The sequence below is a fragment of the Paenibacillus sp. NPDC093718 genome, assembly GCF_050279985.1.
Lineage (GTDB): Bacteria > Bacillota > Bacilli > Paenibacillales > Paenibacillaceae > Paenibacillus_AQ.
In genome coordinates this window covers 22331-41053 of the sequence record NZ_JBNNUS010000002.1, presented here as the reverse complement: position 1 = coordinate 41053, position 18723 = coordinate 22331, and the positions used below count along the sequence as shown (strand labels likewise).

The window sequence follows — 18723 nt, the reverse complement described above, 5'->3', positions numbered from 1 at the left end:
AATAGCCCATATGGATCTAATGCAACTGAAGCAGCAATTCGAGAATCCGGATGCCACGTATCGCCCGCAGCCGTTCTGGTTCCTGAATCATGAACTCACGAAGCCGGAGCTGGAAAGCCAGATCCAATCGATGTATGAAGCGGGTGTCGGCGGTGTTGTTCTGCATGCGCGTCATGGGATGCAAACCTCTTACCTGTCGCCGGCATTTATGGAAGCGTTGGAGTTCTGTACCCTGGAGTGCAAGAAACGTAATATGGTCGTCTGGCTGTACGATGAGGACAATTGGCCAAGCGGAACGCTGGGCGGCAAACTGACGCGTCAGCATCCGGAATATCGCATGCGTTACTTAAGGGTTGAAGAGAAAAGATATACGCATGACGGACAGCAAGAAGGATTGAAGCTGGATTTTGCACGCTATGATCACAATGAGCTTATTGCCATCCTGGCTTATCGCGCTGCCCGGCAGGACGGGGAATGGCTGCTCTGTGATGAACCGGAGGATCTTACACATGCATGGGGTAGGGAATGGACGCCGACTTCGGAGGATCCTTATATCGTGCTGGCCTGCTGGTCCTGCGAGATCGCGGAAGGCATCACGTTTGCCCAAGGGTACTACTTGGATACGTTGAATCCGGAAGCCGTTCAGGCTTTCATCCGAATGTCCTATGATCCGTTTCAGTCCTTGCAGGAATACTTTGGCGCAACGATTCAGGGCGTTTTCACCGACGAACCCGGGCTAATGATCCACGATGGTTTCTTTGGGGTGGAAGCGATCCGGACGGCGGTTCACGATGTAGCCGCTACCCTGCCGGGCATGGTCTTCGCTTGGACAGAAGGGATGGCAGAGCGGTATCAGCAAGAGAACGGCTATGATCTCATCCCGCGGTTAGGCGCTTTGTTATATAACATGGCTGATGGCAGACGATCAACGAAGCAGCAATATTATGATACGATAACACGCTGGTATGTTGAGGGCTATCATCTTGCGATTCGTACATGGTGTGAAGGGCATGGACTGCTCTACATCGGTCATACGCTTGAAGAGCCGGTCTGGGGACAGGCTAGATCGCAAGGCAATCAGACCCGGGTGCTGCAGCAGTTTCACTACGCTGGCGTGGATTATTTAACGCCCGGAATCGGCACGAAGGAGAATCCGCATCGGATCGTTTCGGTGAAGACGGCAGCTTCTGTCGCTCAGCTGAACAGCAAGGAACGGGTGATCTGCGAATCGTTTGGTGCAAGCGGTCATGGCTATTCCATGCGAGAGCGGCGACTGGATGCAAATTTCATGGCATTCCTGGGCGTTAACCTCTTCATCCCGCATGCGTTCTATTACTCGTTTGCCGGGTATCGGAAAACCGATTTCCCGCCGACGGAATTCAAGCATGCGCCTCATTGGCCGCATTATCGTGCTTTTGCCGACTATCTCGGTCGACTGAGTCTGCTTGGCGCGAGCGGTAAACGTACACCGGAGGTTCTTCTGCTGTCACCTATACATACGGTATACGAAAATATGTTCGTATCCGGTCAATCGAATATGCATCCCGCTTCCGATGCTCTATTCTCGCTCCTGTCGGATCGGATGCTTCGCAGATCCATTGATTACGACTATGTAGACGAATCTCAGCTTCGCGAAGCCACCCTGATTGATGGAGAAGGGGTGCGATTTAACGAGAGTGGGAACATATATTCGGTTATGATTATGCCGGAGATTGAGGTCATGTCGAAGGACATTGCCGCACAGCTCGTTTCTTATGTGAAGCAAGGCGGTACTCTCGTTGCTGTAGGAGCAATCCCGCAGCATAGCGAGTCCTTGCATCATGATCCGGAACTGGCGAAGCATGTGCATGCGCTATTTGGTTCGACTCCGCAGCATAATGAATTACGATCCATCGGCAAGGGATATACGCTGTTTTATTCCCTGGAGAACTTGCCACTTCCTGATCCGATTGATTCGTTGTGTGAACGAGTAAGCGGGTTATTAAGGAAAACTTCTGTTTTGCGATGGAAGTTGACCGAAGGACAACATGAGGATTTGATTAGCCTAGAACGTGTGTTCGGGAATCAGGTATATGTGTGGCTGATGAACTGGTCGGAGAAGCCTGTTTCCATGAAGCTTGATGCAAGAGAGGCGAAGCACCGAATCGAAGAATGGGACTTGGAAAGCGGGAAAATACGCCGGTTAGCCAGCGATTCCGTTCTAACCTATGCACCTGGAGAGCTGCGAGTGCTCTCGGTTGTACCTGAGGAGAGCCCAATCGGTTCAACAGAACAAATGTTCGATACGGATCGGGATGCCGAGGATGTAATCCTTCTTGATAATCGATGGCGTTTCCAGACACTCGAACCTAATGTTTTATTACTGGACCAATGGCAGCTCACGCTGAATGATCGAAAGTCCAGGATGAACGCTACGATGCCTGGGCAAGTGAACACGTATCGTACAACGTTTACCATCACGCAGGAATTGACCGAACGATTGCAATCACCGAGCGGAAGGGGGCTTCCGGATCAATCCAATATCAACCCATCACCGAAGATCGAGTTCATTCTGGACGATGTGGAGCAGAAAATCCCTTCCCATATCGGCTTCCTGCAGCGCAGGCGCAACCTTGAAATCTTTGTGAATGGCGTAAGACAGAATGCGCTGCAGCCCTCTACTTGGCAGGATCAACACTATGCTAGCGTGGATATCACCCCGCATTTGTTAGCAGGCGAGAACGAACTTGAGATTCTGACGGTTTCATTGCTGGAGCCGATGCCGGCGATTTCATTCCCTGCATTTTTGATCGGACCCTTTGTTATAGAAGATCGGATGAGGCTAAACGCGAGTCCGGAACATATGTTTGGTTGTTGGGCTTCTGCCGGCTATCCTTATTATGCGGGAGCGGGAGAATACTCGCAGCAAGTGGATCTGACTCAAGTTAGCTTGGCTCCAGATGAGGAATTATGGCTGGAAGCTGAAGATATTAGGGAGACGGCTTCTTTATATGTGAATGATATGGAGGTAGGGATTCGACTGTGGCCGCCGTATCACTGGAACATCACGCCATATGTTGAGCAGGGGAGCAATCACATTAGCATCCGGGCAGCCAATACGCTGGAGAACTTATATGGAAAGTCTGCATTGCCTTCCGGGGTAAATGGACGGGTGAAGCTGGTGCGTCGAACTTTGTCTAAAAGATTGTAATCTCAAATTGATATCTTTGAAAATGACGACAGCCGAGTTCAGGTCGTAGTCATTCTCTTAAATGGTTTACATAATGTTTAATATGTAACCTAAAAGATGTAAAAATTTCGTATTCCGAGTTTCAAGGGTGATATTTTTTTAACAGAGTCATATTGAATTGGGAGCTTCATTCTTACACAATCAACGATTTACGATAACATTCTCTTCATCATGAAGGCTTACACTTAAGAAGTTTAACGAACGATATCAATTTGGAGGTGCCATGAAATGCAGCTAAAGAAGAAAACCATCATGGTTTTGGCGCTCAGCTTGTCCATTCTTTCGCAAGGCATGATTGTTCATGCCAAGGAAGATGGGGCTAGGATTAGTCCGGAAGGAAACGGCAAATGGATGACGGGAGAGTATCACGCGCATACATATCAATCCGATGATGCCAGTCAATCCCTGCAGGAATTGCTGGACAACGGATTCCAGAAGTATGGCTTGGATTGGATCGCGGTCTCCGACCATCTTAGAGTTTCTAAACGGGACGACGAGGGAAATCCTCTTGCCGGCGGATCTATTCCGTTCTCCAAGGGAATGGCTCAATACCAGATTCCCAAGATCCAGCAGCTTCAGGAAGCAGGGAAATACAAGAACAAGATTATCTTCGCAGGCTTTGAGTGGGACATGCCTACCTATGAACATGTGGGAATCGGTATTATATCAGGTACATTCGGTTCAGAATCGAGCCTCAAGGCAGCCCGTCAGTTCGAATATCTGTTCACTGATCGCGATGAAGTGATGTTCAATCCCAAAGACGTAGCCGATTGGAATAAACAAGACAACCGGGCCTATACGACTCCTGAAGATGCCCGAGCAGCGCTGGCATGGCTTCAGAAAAACTATGGAAAAAGCAGTTATGCATTGCTCAACCACCCTTCCAGAAAAACCGTGTACACGATCGCGGATATCCGGGATTTCAACAATATTGCGCCAAATGTCGTATTCGGAATGGAAGGCATGCCGGGGAATCAGATGGAACCGGATCGCGGCGGACTAAACTTAACCACGCCGGAAAACAGAACCTACGGCGGCGCTGATTTCATGATTGCCAAGGTTGGCGGCTTATGGGATGCGCTGCTTGGCGAAGGACGCGAATTTTGGAACTTTGCGAACTCGGATTCTCATTTTGAAATTAGTGAAAACCGTTTGTACTCCAGTGGCTATTGGCCCGGGCAATACGCTAAAAATTACACTTGGGTGAATGGGAACGATATGCAAAGCGTACTTGACGGAATGCGTTCGGGTAAATCGTTCTCCGTCCACGGCGATTTAATTAACGCACTGGATTATCGCGTTCGTCACGGGAACAAGCAGGCCGAGATGGGGAGTACCCTGCAAGTGAAGAGAGGGAACCCCATCGAAATTACAATCCGATTCAAAAGCCCGAGCAAAAATAACAACGGTGATCCTGTAGCCGTAGATCATGTGGATTTGATCTCAGGCGACGTAACAGGTAAAGCGCAACCAGGTACGGCGGCTTACAGCAAGAGCACCAACGATTCGACTAAAGTGGTTAAACGGTTTACGAGCAAGGATTGGAAAACCGATCAGAATGGATACAACGTCATCACTTATCGGACGACGGCAACGAAGGATCAATATTTCCGATTAAGAGGGACTAATCTTGGTGTGAATGTTGCTGGAGAAACCAGCAATGGCGACCCACTCATAGATCCAAAAACGGACATCGAAGACAATGAGCAGCGGTTTGCCGAAATTAATAAACGGAACTACAGCGACCTGTGGTTTTATTCTAATCCGATCTTTGTCAGCGTTGACGATAAGCCGGTTAAAGGCCATAACAAACAGAGAAAGCATCAGTAGGATGCGACTCGCACTCGATTTATTTAGAAGACTGCCGATGGTTCGGTAGTCTTTTTGTTTTTTTACACGGTGTATAATAATGCATGCATGGATTATAGCTGATGAGACGTTGGTTGTATTTTGTTGCATATCCTATCATTTTATTGTGCAAATTTAACGAAGGGTATAGGCTGTTAAGGAGAGGAGAGATGATATGTTTACGATCGGTGAAATATCCAAGCTTTTTCAGATCGATATCCGCACCCTCCGGTATTACGACGATATTGATTTATTTAAACCGGCAACCGTTATTTCATACCACGCTCACGGAATGAACCATTGTTTACCTTGGTGCATAAGTTCTGTGACAATTTCAATAATATAGGAGAACCGACAGCAACTTAGAATTGGACTAGGGTGGATAGAGAGAAGGAGGCTTCATCGTTATGAATATAGCTGAACATCAATTGCTGGTTGCAGCGCTAGGCGGCGTGAACGAAATTGGTAAGAACATGTATTTTATTCAGTACGATCAAGATATAGTGGTCATTGATTGCGGCTCCAAATTCCCAGACGAAAACCTGCCCGGCATCGATTTAATTGTGCCTGACTTCACTTATTTGCTGGACCATGCGGATAAAGTCAGAGCTCTTATTGTCACTCACGGACATGAGGACCATATCGGAGGGATACCTTATTTGCTGAAGCAGCTCCCGATCCCTGTGTATGGGACGAAGCTCACGATTGAGCTGATTAAAATCAAGCTGAAGGAGCATCGCATTCTGCGTGATTCCGAGCTCCACACGATCGATGCAAATTCCACCATTGAAGCGGGCGCCATCCATGCCTCTTTTTTTTCGACCAGCCACAGTATTCCGGACTGCGTGGGTATCGTCTTTCAGACACCCGAAGGCAATGTTGTTCACACGGGGGATTTTAAATTTGACATGTCTCCTGTGAAAGGACCATATCCGGATCTGCATCGAATGGCTGATATCGGCAAGCAAGGGGTAAAGGTGTTATTGTCCGAAAGCACAAACGCCGAGAGACCGGGATTTACGCCTTCGGAACGTCTCGTTGGCGGACATATCCTGGAAGCATTCGCACAGGCAAAACAGCAGGTATTCATCTCTACGTTTGCGTCGAACGTGAACCGTGTTCAGCAGATCATCGATGCCGCCGCTGAAACAGGGCGAAAGCTCATTCTGCTCGGCCGCAGCATGGTTAATGTCGTCACCGTATCCAAGGAGCATGGCTACTTAAATATCCCCGATGACTTACTGATTGATGCAGGCGACAGCGAGCGTTATCCACCGGACAAAATTGCCGTGCTATGCACGGGGAGTCAAGGGGAGCCAATGGCAGCTTTATCACGATTAGCCAACTCCAAGCATCCCCATATCGAGATTTTGCCCGGCGATACCGTCATCATTGCTGCAGGGGCCATACCGGGAAATGAGAGGAACCTTGCTCATGTGATCGATAATTTGTATGTGCTGGGTGCCCAGGTCATCTATGGGTCCGGTTCAGCATCAGGGATGCACGTATCCGGGCACGGCAGCCAAGAAGAGTTGAAATTAATGCTCACCTTGATGAAACCGGATTATTTAATTCCTGTTCATGGTGAATTCCGAATGCTGTATCAGCATCGTCAGCTGGCGGAATCCGTGGGGATCCCTAATGAAAATGTGTTCATCATTCAGAATGGCGACACGATACAAATCCAACAGGGAATGGCCTCCTTAGGTCCAAAAATCCCTTCAGGCAACAGCCTGGTGGACGGATTGATGATCGGGAACGTAGGCAACATCGTTTTGCGGGACCGTAGACAGCTGTCCTCGGACGGGATGCTTATTATCGTAACCACGCTCAGTAAAACGGAAAAGCAGATGGTGGCGAAGCCTGAGCTCATATCCAGAGGTTTCATTTTTGTGAAAGATTCGGAGGAATTCATGGGGCAAATCCACGATATCGTCATGTCTTCCATGAAGGATTTAACGGAAACCGGGTCCACCCAATGGAATCTGATCAAGCAGACCTTGAAAGATCATGTCGGGAAATTCATATACAGCGAGACAAAGAGAAGGCCGATGATTCTGCCCATCATTATCGAAGTATAAGCCTTTTGAATTATAAAAAAGCACAGCCTGAAATAGGCTGTGCTTTTTTCAGTGAGATTCGAAACATGGTCGATGTAGGCATACACCCGGATGCGGGCCGCTGCATACACTGCCGATAAGGAATCGCTGACGGTGTTGTTCTTCCATTCACGTCTGTGAAAAAAAGAATAACACATAATCCGGATTCGTCCACATAACCATTTACAGAATGGACATGAACGTCTTGTCCGATTACCGGAATGGATCCGGTTATTAACGAAAGGAGGAGGATTGGTTTGTCATCCACCCCAGAAGGGAAATGGACAGCAGAGCATGGAAAATGGGCTAAACGAAAGTTCAGATTTACGCGCAATGACTGGATGGGCTATCTATTCAGCGCCCCTCTGATTATCGGAGTCATCGTGTTTGCCATTTATCCTATGTTCGCCGCACTGTTTATGAGTTTTCATCAGACATCCGGTCTCAATTTATCCGGCACCTGGGTGGGCCTGAGCAACTACCAATACGCATTAGAAGATTCCTTATTTTGGCAAGCGCTTTCAAATACGTTTGTCATGGGGATATGGTCAGTACTGCTTGGAATCGCACTATCATTTGTTTTAGCGAGCTTAATTAATAATCTGAAATGGCATCTGGGACGTAATTTTTTCAAAGCGGTATATTTTCTGCCCAATGTCGTATCAGGCGTTGCTACAAGCTTGCTGTTCTCCTTCTTGTTTTTTCCGTCCAAGGAAGGGCTGATCAACTTTGTGATTGGATTGTTTGGCCTTGATCCTGTCGGCTGGTTCACGAACCCGGAAGTCGCTCGTTACAGTATCGTGCTCATGAGCTTGTGGGGTGCGCTTGGGTACAACACGATTATTTTTCTGGCTGGTTTGCAGAGCGTTCCACGGGATCTTTATGAAGCTGCAGAAGTGGATGGGGCCGGCACCTACCGGAAATGGTGGTACATTACGATTCCATACTTGCGTCCAATCTTTGTGTTCATGCTCATCATGGGAACCATCGGCGGAATGAAACGGTTTACGGATGTATGGTTAATCGGCGGAACCGCTGGTAATCCGGGAGGAAGCTTGATGACCGTGGTGCTGTATATTTACCGAAATGCGTTTCTCTCTTCGCAGATGGGGCTGGCTACGGCCGTATCCTATCTGTTATTCGTCATCATACTCATCCTAACCGTGTTCCTCATGCTGCTCAACCGCCGCAAAGACAGTTTGGACTAATGCCATTATCCATGATTCGGGTCCGTAGGGGAACCTTATTCCAGAAGACAGGAGGGTAACTATGAGCAGTTCTGCCTTGCCCAAAGAGCCTGTGCGCCGTAAACGAATTACACTTCAACAGCTGATCCTAACACTGGTTCTGTTGGTAGGTTCATTCATCATGATTGTGCCATTCTTATGGATGCTGGTAACGAGCTTCGATTGGGCTGCACGATTAAATATTTCATTCCCACCGAAAATATGGCCGGAGGAGCCATCGATTCGAACATATGAAGCCGCCTTCACCAACATCAATATGTTCCGATATATCGGCAACTCTACGCTTGTAAGTGCAGGGGTCATCATCATCAGCTCGTTGTCCGCACTATTATCCGGTTATGCCTTATCCAAGCTTCGCTTTAAAGGAGCAAACTTCGTCCTGCTGCTAGCGCTAAGCACGATGATGATTCCGTTCGAAATGACGATGATTCCGCAGTATTTGCTGTTCAGCAAACTCGGACTGGTTGACAACTATCTGGCTTTTTATTTGCCGGCCATGAACTATGCGTTCGGTACCTTTTTAGCCAAAGCCTTCTTCGATCAATTGCCCAGCAGTCTAAGGGAGGCGGCCGTTCTGGATGGCGCCAAGGAAATCACCGTATTCAGCCGGGTTTATCTGCCGCTGTGTACGCCCATTATCGCCACCATGGTCATTCTGCTGTTCTTAGGCGTATGGAACGATATGCTGTGGCCGCTGCTCATCCTGAAATCGGCCGCCAAGTACACCATCCAGATTGGATTGGCCATGTTTACGTATAACAACGGTATTAACCAACAGCCATCCATTATTATGGCGGCCACGACTACGAGCCTCATTCCGGTTATCGTCGTTTATATGTTCCTGCAGCGTTATATTATCGAGAGCATTGCGCTATCTGGTATCAAGCAATAATTCAGAATAAAGCTAAATTTATGCGGGGGTGTTGATGTGATGAAAAAAGCTGTGCTGCTTATCCTGTCATTCGTGCTGGCGTTTACATTGGCCGCTTGTTCAGGCAGTTCGGGTAAAGATGTAACAGGCGGCGTTACAATTGAAAAAGTATCGGATATGAAAGGAACGGTTCGCGTTGCGCTGGCAGGCTGGCAGCTGGATAACGGAATCGATGCGCTGACAGGCAACCCGACCATCGGACTCAACGAATATTTGGATAAAACGTTCAAAAAAATGTATCCGAACATCAAGCTGGAGGTTTATCAAATTCCTTGGGAGAACGTAAAAGCTAAACAAACGGCCATGCTGCTCTCCGGCGATGCGGATGTCTTGTATACCGGCGGAGCTTTTGCATCGCAATGGTACCAGGAAGGGCTTCTGCGTGATCTGGACGACTTGATCGAAAAGGATACTTCGTTTGACCCGAGCATTTATCTGGAAGGCATTATGAACAACTCCTACAGCACCAAGTCGCCAGATGGAAGCAAGCAGTTTGGGATTCCTGCCGTTCTTGGCCGCCGGATGACAATATATGATAAGAAGTTGTTTGAAGACTGGGGTGTTGAAACACTCTCGGCACAGCCAGGACCGGATGAAATTCTGGAGAAAGCCAAGCAAATGACCGGCAAAAACCCGAAAACCGGTGAGGACAATTATGGTCTGTATTGGAGCGGCAATTCATTAAATGGATCCACCTTTGTTGCATTAACCCTTGCTTATGGCGCCAAAGGAGCGGAGGGATCGCTGAAAGATATCAAGAACATTAAATGGCACTTGAATTCACCAGAGATGGTCAAAGTGCTGGAATGGCTGAAAGAAGCCGCCCAACTGCCGCCAGCAGGTTTCGTGAATGCCCAGGGAGCCGAGAATTTCGGACTGGAGAAGAACAATATCGCCATTGCCCTTGATTCCACCGGCGGCTCTACGATGAGTGAATACCGGTCGAAGCAGAACAAGGAGCTGCTGGACCGTTTTGAGCCTGTGCTGAACATGGGGCCTAAAGGCGAAGGCTGGGTTGCGGTTGACCCGTTCATCATGGCGAAGAATGCGAAAGATGTGGATGCATCATGGGAAGTGTTAAAGTTTTTGACCAGCTACATGACGCAAAAATATATGTATGAAAACTTCTCCAGTACTCCGACACTTAAAAACGCTGATTTCGTAACGCCCGAAGACAAGTTTGTGAAGAAAGCACTCGAAATCGCAGATGTTGGCCACTCTGAGCTCATGGATGAAGCCAATCCGTTCTACATGAGCGATATCGCTCCAGCCATTAACGGATTTATAAGCCAGGCTGCATCCGGAAATGCACCGGATATTCAGAAGTTTCTGGATGATCTGCAGGCTCGTGCTGAGAAATGGTCGGCAAATCTGAAGTAAAGCAGGAGGGGACTGCACCAGGTGCGCATTGGCGTGGTTAGAACGTAAAGTTCATGGAAACGGGGTATTCCGCCGCATGAAAAGACTATAGAAAACCTTAGGTAATCCTATCCCTGCAGAGACGGGCCTAATCATGATGATTATATGAGTCAAACAACACAATATATTCCAATATTATGTAAAACGTGCATGATCTCGATGATGCGCAGACAAAAAACCGACCTATATGGCCGGTTTTTTTGTGATATTTCGTATGTAGATCATTCCGGATATGGCGATCATGGAGTTCACAGTAAATAAAATAGATAATGAAATCACTAATGAAAATACAATAAATGGTAAATGATAAGCGTATAGAAGGGAGGCACCGTGAAAAATAACAAGGATAACAATGTTCAGGAAGTGCTAGTGATGATTAGTGATGATTATGAGTTCCAGGATAAAATGATTATGGATTGAAGTTTGGAATAATAAATAAACATTAAATTCACAGAAATGATCAATAATAAACAAATCAAAAAAATCTAGACGGTGTAGCGATAAACTTATTGGTAAATGATCCGGATGATCACTGAAAGATGATCGATATTTATGATGATTGATTAAAGCTATGATTCAAAAGCAATTCAAAGACTTAAATGAATGAACTGAAAATTGATGTTAAGAATTAAAACAAACCGAATAACCTAGTGTTGTGATTAAAACGAAAGAGAACGATGACATAATTGGGTAAATGTAATAATTGTTAGAATAAGCAATAAATCGGAAAAATCAGTTAGAAAACCATCTAAGGCGTTTTTACTTAGCATCTATTTCACAAAACTCGTATTTTGTACATATGTCAAAGGATTGCACTACACTATCCTGCCCGTTAGTTTAATAAAAGGGCGTATGCTTAACGGGCTACCGATCACCCCCACCACTTTCCCTACACATTATCCGTTGCTCAAATTCAATTATTTTATCTTCACAGTGTTTTGTAGCAGCATGATGATTAGTTTTTTTTCTGTCTTGCTTTAGCCACTCTCGGTAATTGTTTCTCAAAAATGGATAATACATTTGAAATCAAATGTTCGCTCGGACTTTTGTTGTCTTTTAAAAGTGCATATATAAGGTTCAAGAAAGTCTTTGCATCTTTCTCTGTTAAACTTTTGATTGATTCCATGGTGCTATCATTTGGAAAATTTTCTTCCTTCGTCTCCATAATCATTCCTCCATCTTTAAATATCATTTATTCTTCCGTTACAAAATATTAATGCGTTGTTTCCAAGCTAGCTCCCTTGATTAAAACGTTTCCAGTGGTTGGAAAGTTGTTTTATTGTTTCCCGTTAGTTTAATCACCTATTGTTAGCTGCTCTTCGTAGCCCTTCTTCATAGAGAGCTTTATTTGCTTCGACCCAAGCAATTTTTAATGCCTCTTCTGGTTTGAACAGCCCTCTTCCGTTTGTTTCATAAGTATTTTGAAAATCATCAAGCCTTATGATTCTTGCAGAATAAAAGACCATATAGCTCTCTGGATATGGATACTTATAATTCTCTGGCTTGTTATATAGTCTTATCAATTCATATCCGAGAACGTGAGGAGATTCAATCAAAGCACCTGTTTCTTCATAAAGTTCCCTTTTCATTGCCTCAATTGGCGTTTCCCCAGGTTCAATATGCCCTCCAGGTATATCCCATCCTCTTTCATTCAAATTAGTTAATAACAATGCGTCTTCTTGAAATGCAAGTACAAACGAGCACGTTATTAATTCTTGACGAGGAATAACTTCAGACAATACTAATTGTGTTACGTTAGGCAACGGGAGCCCTCTAACGTTTTTTTCTTCTCTGATAATTTTCATTTCAAAATTTCACCTCTTCAATACATTGGAATTAAAAGCAATACTTTAGAGTCACAAAATTTCTAAAAAACTGCCCGTTAGCTTAATCAAGGCAGCTGATCAATCTGCCGACTGCCTTCGTGTCTTTGTTAAACTAACGTTTCGCAATAAGCTTAATTCAGTTAGAGTCTTTTGGCGTTATTAAATCTATGTATCCCATATCCTGTGAAGTCGGAAGCTAATATTGCTTCCTTAAGCGGATATAAATTTGATGTGATTCTTAATTCAATTCCTTTTTGGATTAATCTCTCCAACAAATTCTCATATTTTTCAACTGATTTGGGTTTCACTACTTGGCGAGAAATGTAGTAGCCAGCTGTTTTATCAAAAAGCTCATAACCCTCATCGTCAAAACGATATCGAAATATGCTTTGCTTTGATATCCTCGTATACCAGTCACTTTCTACTGTAACTATGGTATTGGCAATTGAATTATTAAAGAAGAGTTGTATATGTTGGTCCGTTGTCGCCTCATCTTTCCTACACACAATTCGGGGACAACCCCTAGGGAAATAGTACGTATACTCGTGCTCTTCATCAAGTGCCCAAACTACCGCAGGAAAATCCGGACGATTTTGCTTCTCTTTTGGTACAAATATATTGATACTATCGTCTTCACTGAAGTGAAAAAGCGTGTGCGCCCCCCTCATCCCATTTATTGTTATATTCCATAAAAATATTGAATTATCCTGCCCGTTAGCTGAATAGGCTCCCGATAATGCCGGGAGCTTCTTTTCGTGTGCTGTTAAACTAAAGTCTCCGTTAATTCAATAAACAAATACTTTATTCAGAAAAGGTAACAATATAATTAATTTATTAGATGAAGTCGTTAAGAGGTGTATTGAAAAATGAAAAGGATCCTAATCACTTTTATGCTATCCCTTGTTTGTATTAATAGTTTTCAAACAACAACCTTTTCTTCAGACAAACCAACTCATGACTCTGAAGAGCTTAGGTTACAGGATATGCTTATGAACTTACTTTCTCCTTTTATTGAGAAAGATTTGCATAACTATTATTATCCGAAGATTTTTAGTGATTTCTCACCTGTTATCGCTCCATGGAAAATTGAAGTGATTGAAACAAGAAGAGTAAATGATTTCCGTGGATTTATATTGGAAATTACATTTGAAATCGAACCTACCGATCGTGGACACTGGATCCCAATAGGGAAGGACCGAATGACCTATGAAATTTCTTCTGGACCTAGGGTTAAATTGATTAATCATACTCACCTAGCTACATATAAATATCCTCCAGAATAATTACAAAATTATATTTAGCGTATTATATTATTCTGCCCGTTAGCTTAACAAGACAGCTGATCGCTCTGACCAGCTGCCTTCTCATTATTCAACTTTCGTTCTCCGTTAGTTGATCCAGTACCTTATCAGGCATCGATAAAAATATAGTTTGTTCACCATGAACATTCAATATCATGATATACACTCGAAGATATTTCAATCTAAATTACGAGAGAAAGAACAAAATTCAAACCATAAAAAATCCGCGTAAAACGCGGACTTAAATGGATATGTATGATCTTTCCTCTAACAAAAATACTATGCAAGTGGCAATAAACTTTCCTATCTATTATTGAGCCCGCTATCGTCCTTAGTCGTGCGATTGTAGACGACGGTTTCTTTGGTGCCGTCCGCGTATTCCAGGTCAACTTCGTCGATACGTATTGAATCCAAAGCACCTTGATACGTGAAGAGCTCAAACACACCGAGTTCTAACCCCGGTATGACCGGACCGACATATTGAAGATTGAATGAGTTCTTTCCGGAGTGCTCGTCATACGAAGGGTCTCCTACGGGATTAAATGTGCTGACCTTCACGGTATAGTAGTTGATCGTTTTGCCGGTCAAATTATCGACGAGCCACGTCAGCGTGATACCGTTCGCTGAATTGACACTGTATCTGAACTCTCTTGGGTCGCTGAAACGATTCTCCGCTGTCACTCGGGTAGCTTCGGGTTCGTCGTTGGCCGTTTCGTTACCTCCTTGATTCTGAGCCGTGGAAATCGTTGCGCCTTTTTCGCCATCTCCGTTGGAAGGTTCGTTTTCGGCATCCACTGTTTGCCCAGCTTTAACTATAGTTGGTTCACTCCGACTATAACCCAAGTCTTCCGAGAAATACACACCGCAGCTGAACGCGATGATAATAGATATTAGAAAAGATAAAAAGATATTCAATTTTTTAGCCATGCTGATGTCCTCGCCTTTTCCGTTATTTGTTTTATAATAACAGATCTAGGTCCAATAGGACAGACAGAAAGTAGTAATATCGAACTATGATTATATAGTAAGACCTAACTCGCAACTCCTTGTCCCTACTTCTTACATGCATTCTTTATTATGAATTCCTGCGAATCGTGAATCTTCCTCTTCCATATCTCCATAATTAGAATCTGATGTTATCAAAATCCATATCGAGATCCTTTCACGATAAACTGCCCGTTACTTCAATAAGAAAAGAGGAGCCACATCGCTGCAAGCTCCTCTGCTATCGTATCCCGTTTGTTTAAGGCGCCTCATCGACTTCAAACTTTCACCTTAGAATGAGTCAACCGAGTTTGATCGTTCCACTGTCTCGCCTAGTATGTCGTTTCCCGCTTCATTCTCATGAGCCTCACGACAAAAATAGCGGCAATTGGTAGCTAACGTGCCCATCGCCATGCGACTACCGTCCTCTTCTTCGAACAAGGACGATCACCATCTTGTGGCATGGGCTGGCGTCAGTCCAGGCAATCACCAGAGCGCCGGTAAAAAAAGGACAAGGGCCAGATCCGGAAACAACCACTTGAAGGCCGTGTTGTGTGAATGTGCGTGGGCTGCTTCCATGACCCGCAATACCAGACTTTCCGCAAGGTACTGGAACTGGGTGAAGCGTCTTGGCAAGAAAAAGGCGCTGGTCGCTTTAGGTCATACCCTACTGCGAATCGTCTACCACATGCTCGCAACCAAAACCCCTTATAAAGAACTTGGTGCTGACTATCTGGAACATTTCCGGCAAGAACGTGAGAAGCGACGCGAAGCAGAAGTCATTCGCCAGCTTGAAGCCAAAGGCTTTACAGTCTCTCGACCAGCCTAATCCCTCACCTCCAGCCCAAGGTCTGCCCCGCGGCAGCCCTGCTTCGTCGTGCCTGCAGAGCATTCGGGCAAAGACTCATTTTCATAAAAAAAAACGCCCCAAAGCAAAATGCTCTGGGACGATATTAATCGCGGTGCCACCCAGGTTGCTGTATTTTCACACAGCCACCTTAATTGACTATAACGGGTCAAACCGATGGGTATTAGCCATACTCTGGAACTGGCATTTTCAATCAGTACTCTAGGGTTTTCTCAGTCATGAAACCCTTTCCTGTGAAGAGTTTAATGATTTACTTTTGTTCCATCATTGATTTACGGATATTGGTTAAATATTACTCTTTCCCGTCACCTTAGTCAACAACTTGCTCAAGAAAACTGCCCGTTAGTTGAACAAAAGCAGCCGATCCCGTTGATCGGCTCCCTTCTTGTTCTTATTGAACTATCGTCTCCCGTTAGTTGAACGACTGAAATCGGATCTCGTACCTTATCTGACATCGATAAAAATATAGTTTGTTCACCATGAACATTCAATATCATGATATACACTCGAAGATTGAACTAACGTCATTAGCTACTAATAAATGAGCTGATTCCTTGACATTTGATTAAGGTAGCATAAATTGACTGTCCAGCATTATTGTGGAATCATGAAGTAGGGTGATGAAGATGAGGAGATTAGTAGGTATAGAAAATGGAGATTGCTCAACTGGTAATAGAGGAGGTAAGCGAAAAGGAGCAGGTCGCAAGCCTATAGGCACAACTCGGAAAATCTCATTAACCTTACCGCAGGAATGTTGGGAGGAAATCGACCGCTACTGTCACAGAGGGGATTATTCCGTTTCCGAAGTACTAAGATCCATTGTAGAAGATAACCTTCATAGTGCCGATTTTTTATGATGAAGTAAGTGTTGGAGGTTCATGTTATGATAGAAGGCAAATTAAACGTAGATGATGGACGGCTTTATTATGCAGTTTCCGGGAAAGGTGACGCTGTTGTTCTGATACATGGAAATTTTAACGATCATCAAATTTGGAATGAACAAATCGACTCTTTTTCCGCACATTACAAATTGATTCGATATGATTTAAGGGGATACGGTCTTTCCAGTACACCCACCTCCTCCTTCTCCAATGTAGATGATTTAAAAGCACTGATTGATACCTTGAAACTTCATAATGTAACTTTAGTAGGTTCCTCCATGGGTGGCGGCATTGCTATAGACTTTGCTCTTGCTTATCCGCATCTAGTCAAAGCTCTTATCCTAGTGGCACCTTCGATTAACGGTAATTCTTATCCTATGAATATGATGTGGCAAGGAACAAAAAATTATATCAATCTCCGTTTGAAAGGACGCAAGAAAGCCATAGAGTCATTCATAACGAATCGTTTCTGGGAGTACTTCTTCCCTTCCCAAAGGAAAGGAGCAGCTCGAACGAAGGTGATCCATAATATTAAGAACTCGAACAACTTCTGCAGATTTACTCCGAGCCTCTCAGTTGCTGTTAAACCAGTTGCTTATATTAGGTTACACGAGATCATTATACCGACTCTCATTATAATTTCTGATCAAGACCATCCATTTAACAAACAGGCTGCGGAAACTTTACATAAAAGAATAGAACGATCATCTAAATTTACATAAAAGAATAGAACGATCATCTAAAGTAACCATGCAAGACTGTGGCCACCTCCCCTTTGTCGAGGCACCTCAAGAATTCAATCAAGTAGTTCTTGATTTCCTGTCGCAAAGGATTGAATCATTTTGATTCTACTGGAACTTTCAAAAAACAAGTCTAGATCATGATTATCCCAGAACGTTCTGTTATTCAACTCCCCTGCCCGTTAGCTAAATTAGATAACTTTTGAATTATAATTAGATATATATAAGGGACATTGCTACCCTGTCGATGGCAGGAAGCATGTCCTTTTTTTACATCAAGCTCCGCAAGTTTAGGTTACAGCTCTCGGGTCATAAAGGTACTATAAGGATCGAGCGTATAGTCCGCAAATGGCCCACACTCCTCAAACCCGAAGGCCGCGTACAGCTGTCTGGCCGGCTCGAACGACGCCATCGAGCCTGTCTCCAGGCTCAGCCGCCGGTATCCCCGCCGCCGGGCCTCCTCAATCATGTGGGCCTGTGGGCCAAGATGGATCGGGCCACGCCGTCAGCCAGTCCATGAACCGCCTGCTTCACTTCGGGTTCGCCCGCCTGCTCCTTTACCCAGAGCAGCGCGCCTTGCAAGTCCCCTTGCCTCACGTAATGCTATGCTTCCAGGATCACGAGCTCCCGCTTGTCCGCCAGAAACGTCAGCTCCGACCGATGGCCCCTGCCCTGCCCGGCCGCATACCGGACCAGGCCGGCGTCCGTCATTTTGCGCAGGATCAGCCTGGCGTTACGGGGCGTGCAGTACAGGGCCTCGGCCAGCCCGTCGATCGTCACCCGGAACGGCTCCCCTTCTTTTTCGACGGAATAAGTGCTTCGCAGCCTAAGATAATCCTCTGCCAATCTCACCGGACATGGCTCCTTTTGCTTAAAAAATGGTATGAATCCAACATACAAATTTTGATGGCGCATTTCAATCCCAGCGGTCGGGCTTTTCTGTAGGGAGCAAAAAGGCAGCCTTTGGGCCCGTTTCAGCCTTCAGACTGCCTGTCCGTATATTTTGTGGTTGTACGCTAGCTACTTCAGCAGTTCAACCGCCTGCGTATCTAGATTCGGCATCCATATCTGTTTCACCTTGTAAACCCTTCTTGACTTTGCACATTATCTAAACAAATGAAACATTGCACCACGCTATCCTGCCCGTTAGCGTAATAGATGATTATACCGAACTTCATTAGATAAAATTCTAATCGGCAATGAATAAAAGTTCTTGTCCTCCGACATATGCAGGTGATTCAGAAACAACAACTAGCCAGGAAGAACGAGATGCCTTAGAACAAGGTAATCCGGATCTTTACTATAAGCTGACTACCGATGATTTATATGCCTCAACATCACGCCTCCGAG

At 45.1% G+C, this 18723-nt stretch carries 15 protein-coding genes and 2 pseudogenes; 10 read left to right on the top strand and 7 right to left on the bottom strand.

From position 1 onward, the window contains the following. The first annotated feature begins 10 nt into the window (after positions 1–10). The 7 genes and pseudogenes from ACQKPA_RS06075 (at position 11) to ACQKPA_RS06045 (ending at position 10734) form a co-directional block, all read left to right on the top strand. A complete protein-coding gene (locus tag ACQKPA_RS06075) occupies positions 11–3190 on the top strand; it encodes a glycosyl hydrolase (protein ID WP_427490356.1) in 3180 nt (1059 codons plus the stop codon). Positions 3191–3457: 267 nt separating this feature from the next. Beyond that, positions 3458–5059, top strand: a complete 1602-nt coding sequence (locus ACQKPA_RS06070; protein WP_427490354.1) for an S-layer protein — start codon at positions 3458–3460, stop codon at positions 5057–5059. Between the two features lie 193 nt (positions 5060–5252). Beyond that, positions 5253–5348: pseudogene (locus ACQKPA_RS06065) on the top strand (MerR family DNA-binding transcriptional regulator); the annotation flags it as partial. A gap of 136 nt (positions 5349–5484) precedes the next feature. Next, positions 5485–7158 carry a ribonuclease J gene (locus tag ACQKPA_RS06060; RefSeq protein ID WP_427490352.1) on the top strand — a complete coding sequence of 558 codons (1674 nt, stop codon included), beginning with the start codon at positions 5485–5487 and terminating at the stop codon, positions 7156–7158. Between the two features lie 275 nt (positions 7159–7433). After that, complete coding sequence (locus tag ACQKPA_RS06055) at positions 7434–8384, top strand: carbohydrate ABC transporter permease (RefSeq protein WP_216531627.1); 951 nt, start codon at positions 7434–7436, stop codon at positions 8382–8384. Positions 8385–8445: 61 nt separating this feature from the next. After that, entirely contained in the window at positions 8446–9315 is an 870-nt protein-coding gene (locus tag ACQKPA_RS06050; protein ID WP_071220686.1) for a carbohydrate ABC transporter permease, read from the top strand. Positions 9316–9354: 39 nt separating this feature from the next. Continuing rightward, positions 9355–10734 carry an extracellular solute-binding protein gene (locus ACQKPA_RS06045; RefSeq protein WP_427491674.1) on the top strand — a complete coding sequence of 460 codons (1380 nt, stop codon included), beginning with the start codon at positions 9355–9357 and terminating at the stop codon, positions 10732–10734. A 994-nt stretch (positions 10735–11728) separates the two neighbouring features. Here ACQKPA_RS06045 and ACQKPA_RS06040 read toward each other — a convergent pair. From ACQKPA_RS06040 to ACQKPA_RS06030, 3 genes are all read right to left on the bottom strand, one after another. Then, complete coding sequence (locus ACQKPA_RS06040) at positions 11729–11938, bottom strand: hypothetical protein (RefSeq protein ID WP_427490349.1); 210 nt, start codon at positions 11936–11938, stop codon at positions 11729–11731. 133 nt (positions 11939–12071) lie between these two features. Then, positions 12072–12578: an NUDIX domain-containing protein gene (locus ACQKPA_RS06035; RefSeq protein ID WP_427490347.1), complete on the bottom strand. Its 507-nt coding sequence runs from the start codon at positions 12576–12578 to the stop codon at positions 12072–12074. 161 nt (positions 12579–12739) lie between these two features. Continuing rightward, the gene (locus ACQKPA_RS06030) at positions 12740–13267 is read right to left on the bottom strand and encodes a DUF6886 family protein (protein ID WP_427490345.1); all 528 of its coding nucleotides are present in this window, start codon (positions 13265–13267) and stop codon (positions 12740–12742) included. 198 nt (positions 13268–13465) lie between these two features. Between ACQKPA_RS06030 and ACQKPA_RS06025 the strand changes: the two genes are divergently transcribed. Beyond that, the gene (locus ACQKPA_RS06025) at positions 13466–13882 is read left to right on the top strand and encodes a DUF3888 domain-containing protein (RefSeq protein WP_427490343.1); all 417 of its coding nucleotides are present in this window, start codon (positions 13466–13468) and stop codon (positions 13880–13882) included. A 321-nt stretch (positions 13883–14203) separates the two neighbouring features. On the opposite strand, the gene ACQKPA_RS06020 is transcribed toward ACQKPA_RS06025, so the two are convergent. Continuing rightward, a complete protein-coding gene (locus ACQKPA_RS06020; RefSeq protein ID WP_119851200.1) occupies positions 14204–14695 on the bottom strand; it encodes a hypothetical protein in 492 nt (163 codons plus the stop codon). Between the two features lie 601 nt (positions 14696–15296). On the opposite strand from ACQKPA_RS06020, the gene ACQKPA_RS06015 reads away from it, so the two are divergent. Then, positions 15297–15713: a transposase gene (locus tag ACQKPA_RS06015; protein WP_427490341.1), complete on the top strand. Its 417-nt coding sequence runs from the start codon at positions 15297–15299 to the stop codon at positions 15711–15713. A gap of 922 nt (positions 15714–16635) precedes the next feature. Beyond that, positions 16636–17355 (top strand): alpha/beta hydrolase, encoded by a 720-nt coding sequence (locus tag ACQKPA_RS06010; protein ID WP_427490339.1) that lies wholly within the window; start codon positions 16636–16638, stop codon positions 17353–17355. A 313-nt stretch (positions 17356–17668) separates the two neighbouring features. Here ACQKPA_RS06010 and ACQKPA_RS06005 read toward each other — a convergent pair. The 3 genes and pseudogenes from ACQKPA_RS06005 to ACQKPA_RS05995 all read right to left on the bottom strand — a co-directional run. After that, positions 17669–17845: pseudogene (locus ACQKPA_RS06005) on the bottom strand (GNAT family N-acetyltransferase); the annotation flags it as partial. Then, a complete protein-coding gene (locus ACQKPA_RS06000; RefSeq protein WP_427490337.1) occupies positions 17839–17970 on the bottom strand; it encodes a hypothetical protein in 132 nt (43 codons plus the stop codon). The gene ACQKPA_RS06000 and the pseudogene ACQKPA_RS06005, both read right to left, overlap by 7 nt. A 6-nt stretch (positions 17971–17976) precedes the next feature. Further along, the gene (locus ACQKPA_RS05995; RefSeq protein ID WP_427490335.1) at positions 17977–18225 is read right to left on the bottom strand and encodes an SgrR family transcriptional regulator; all 249 of its coding nucleotides are present in this window, start codon (positions 18223–18225) and stop codon (positions 17977–17979) included. Positions 18226–18723: the final 498 nt, after the last annotated feature.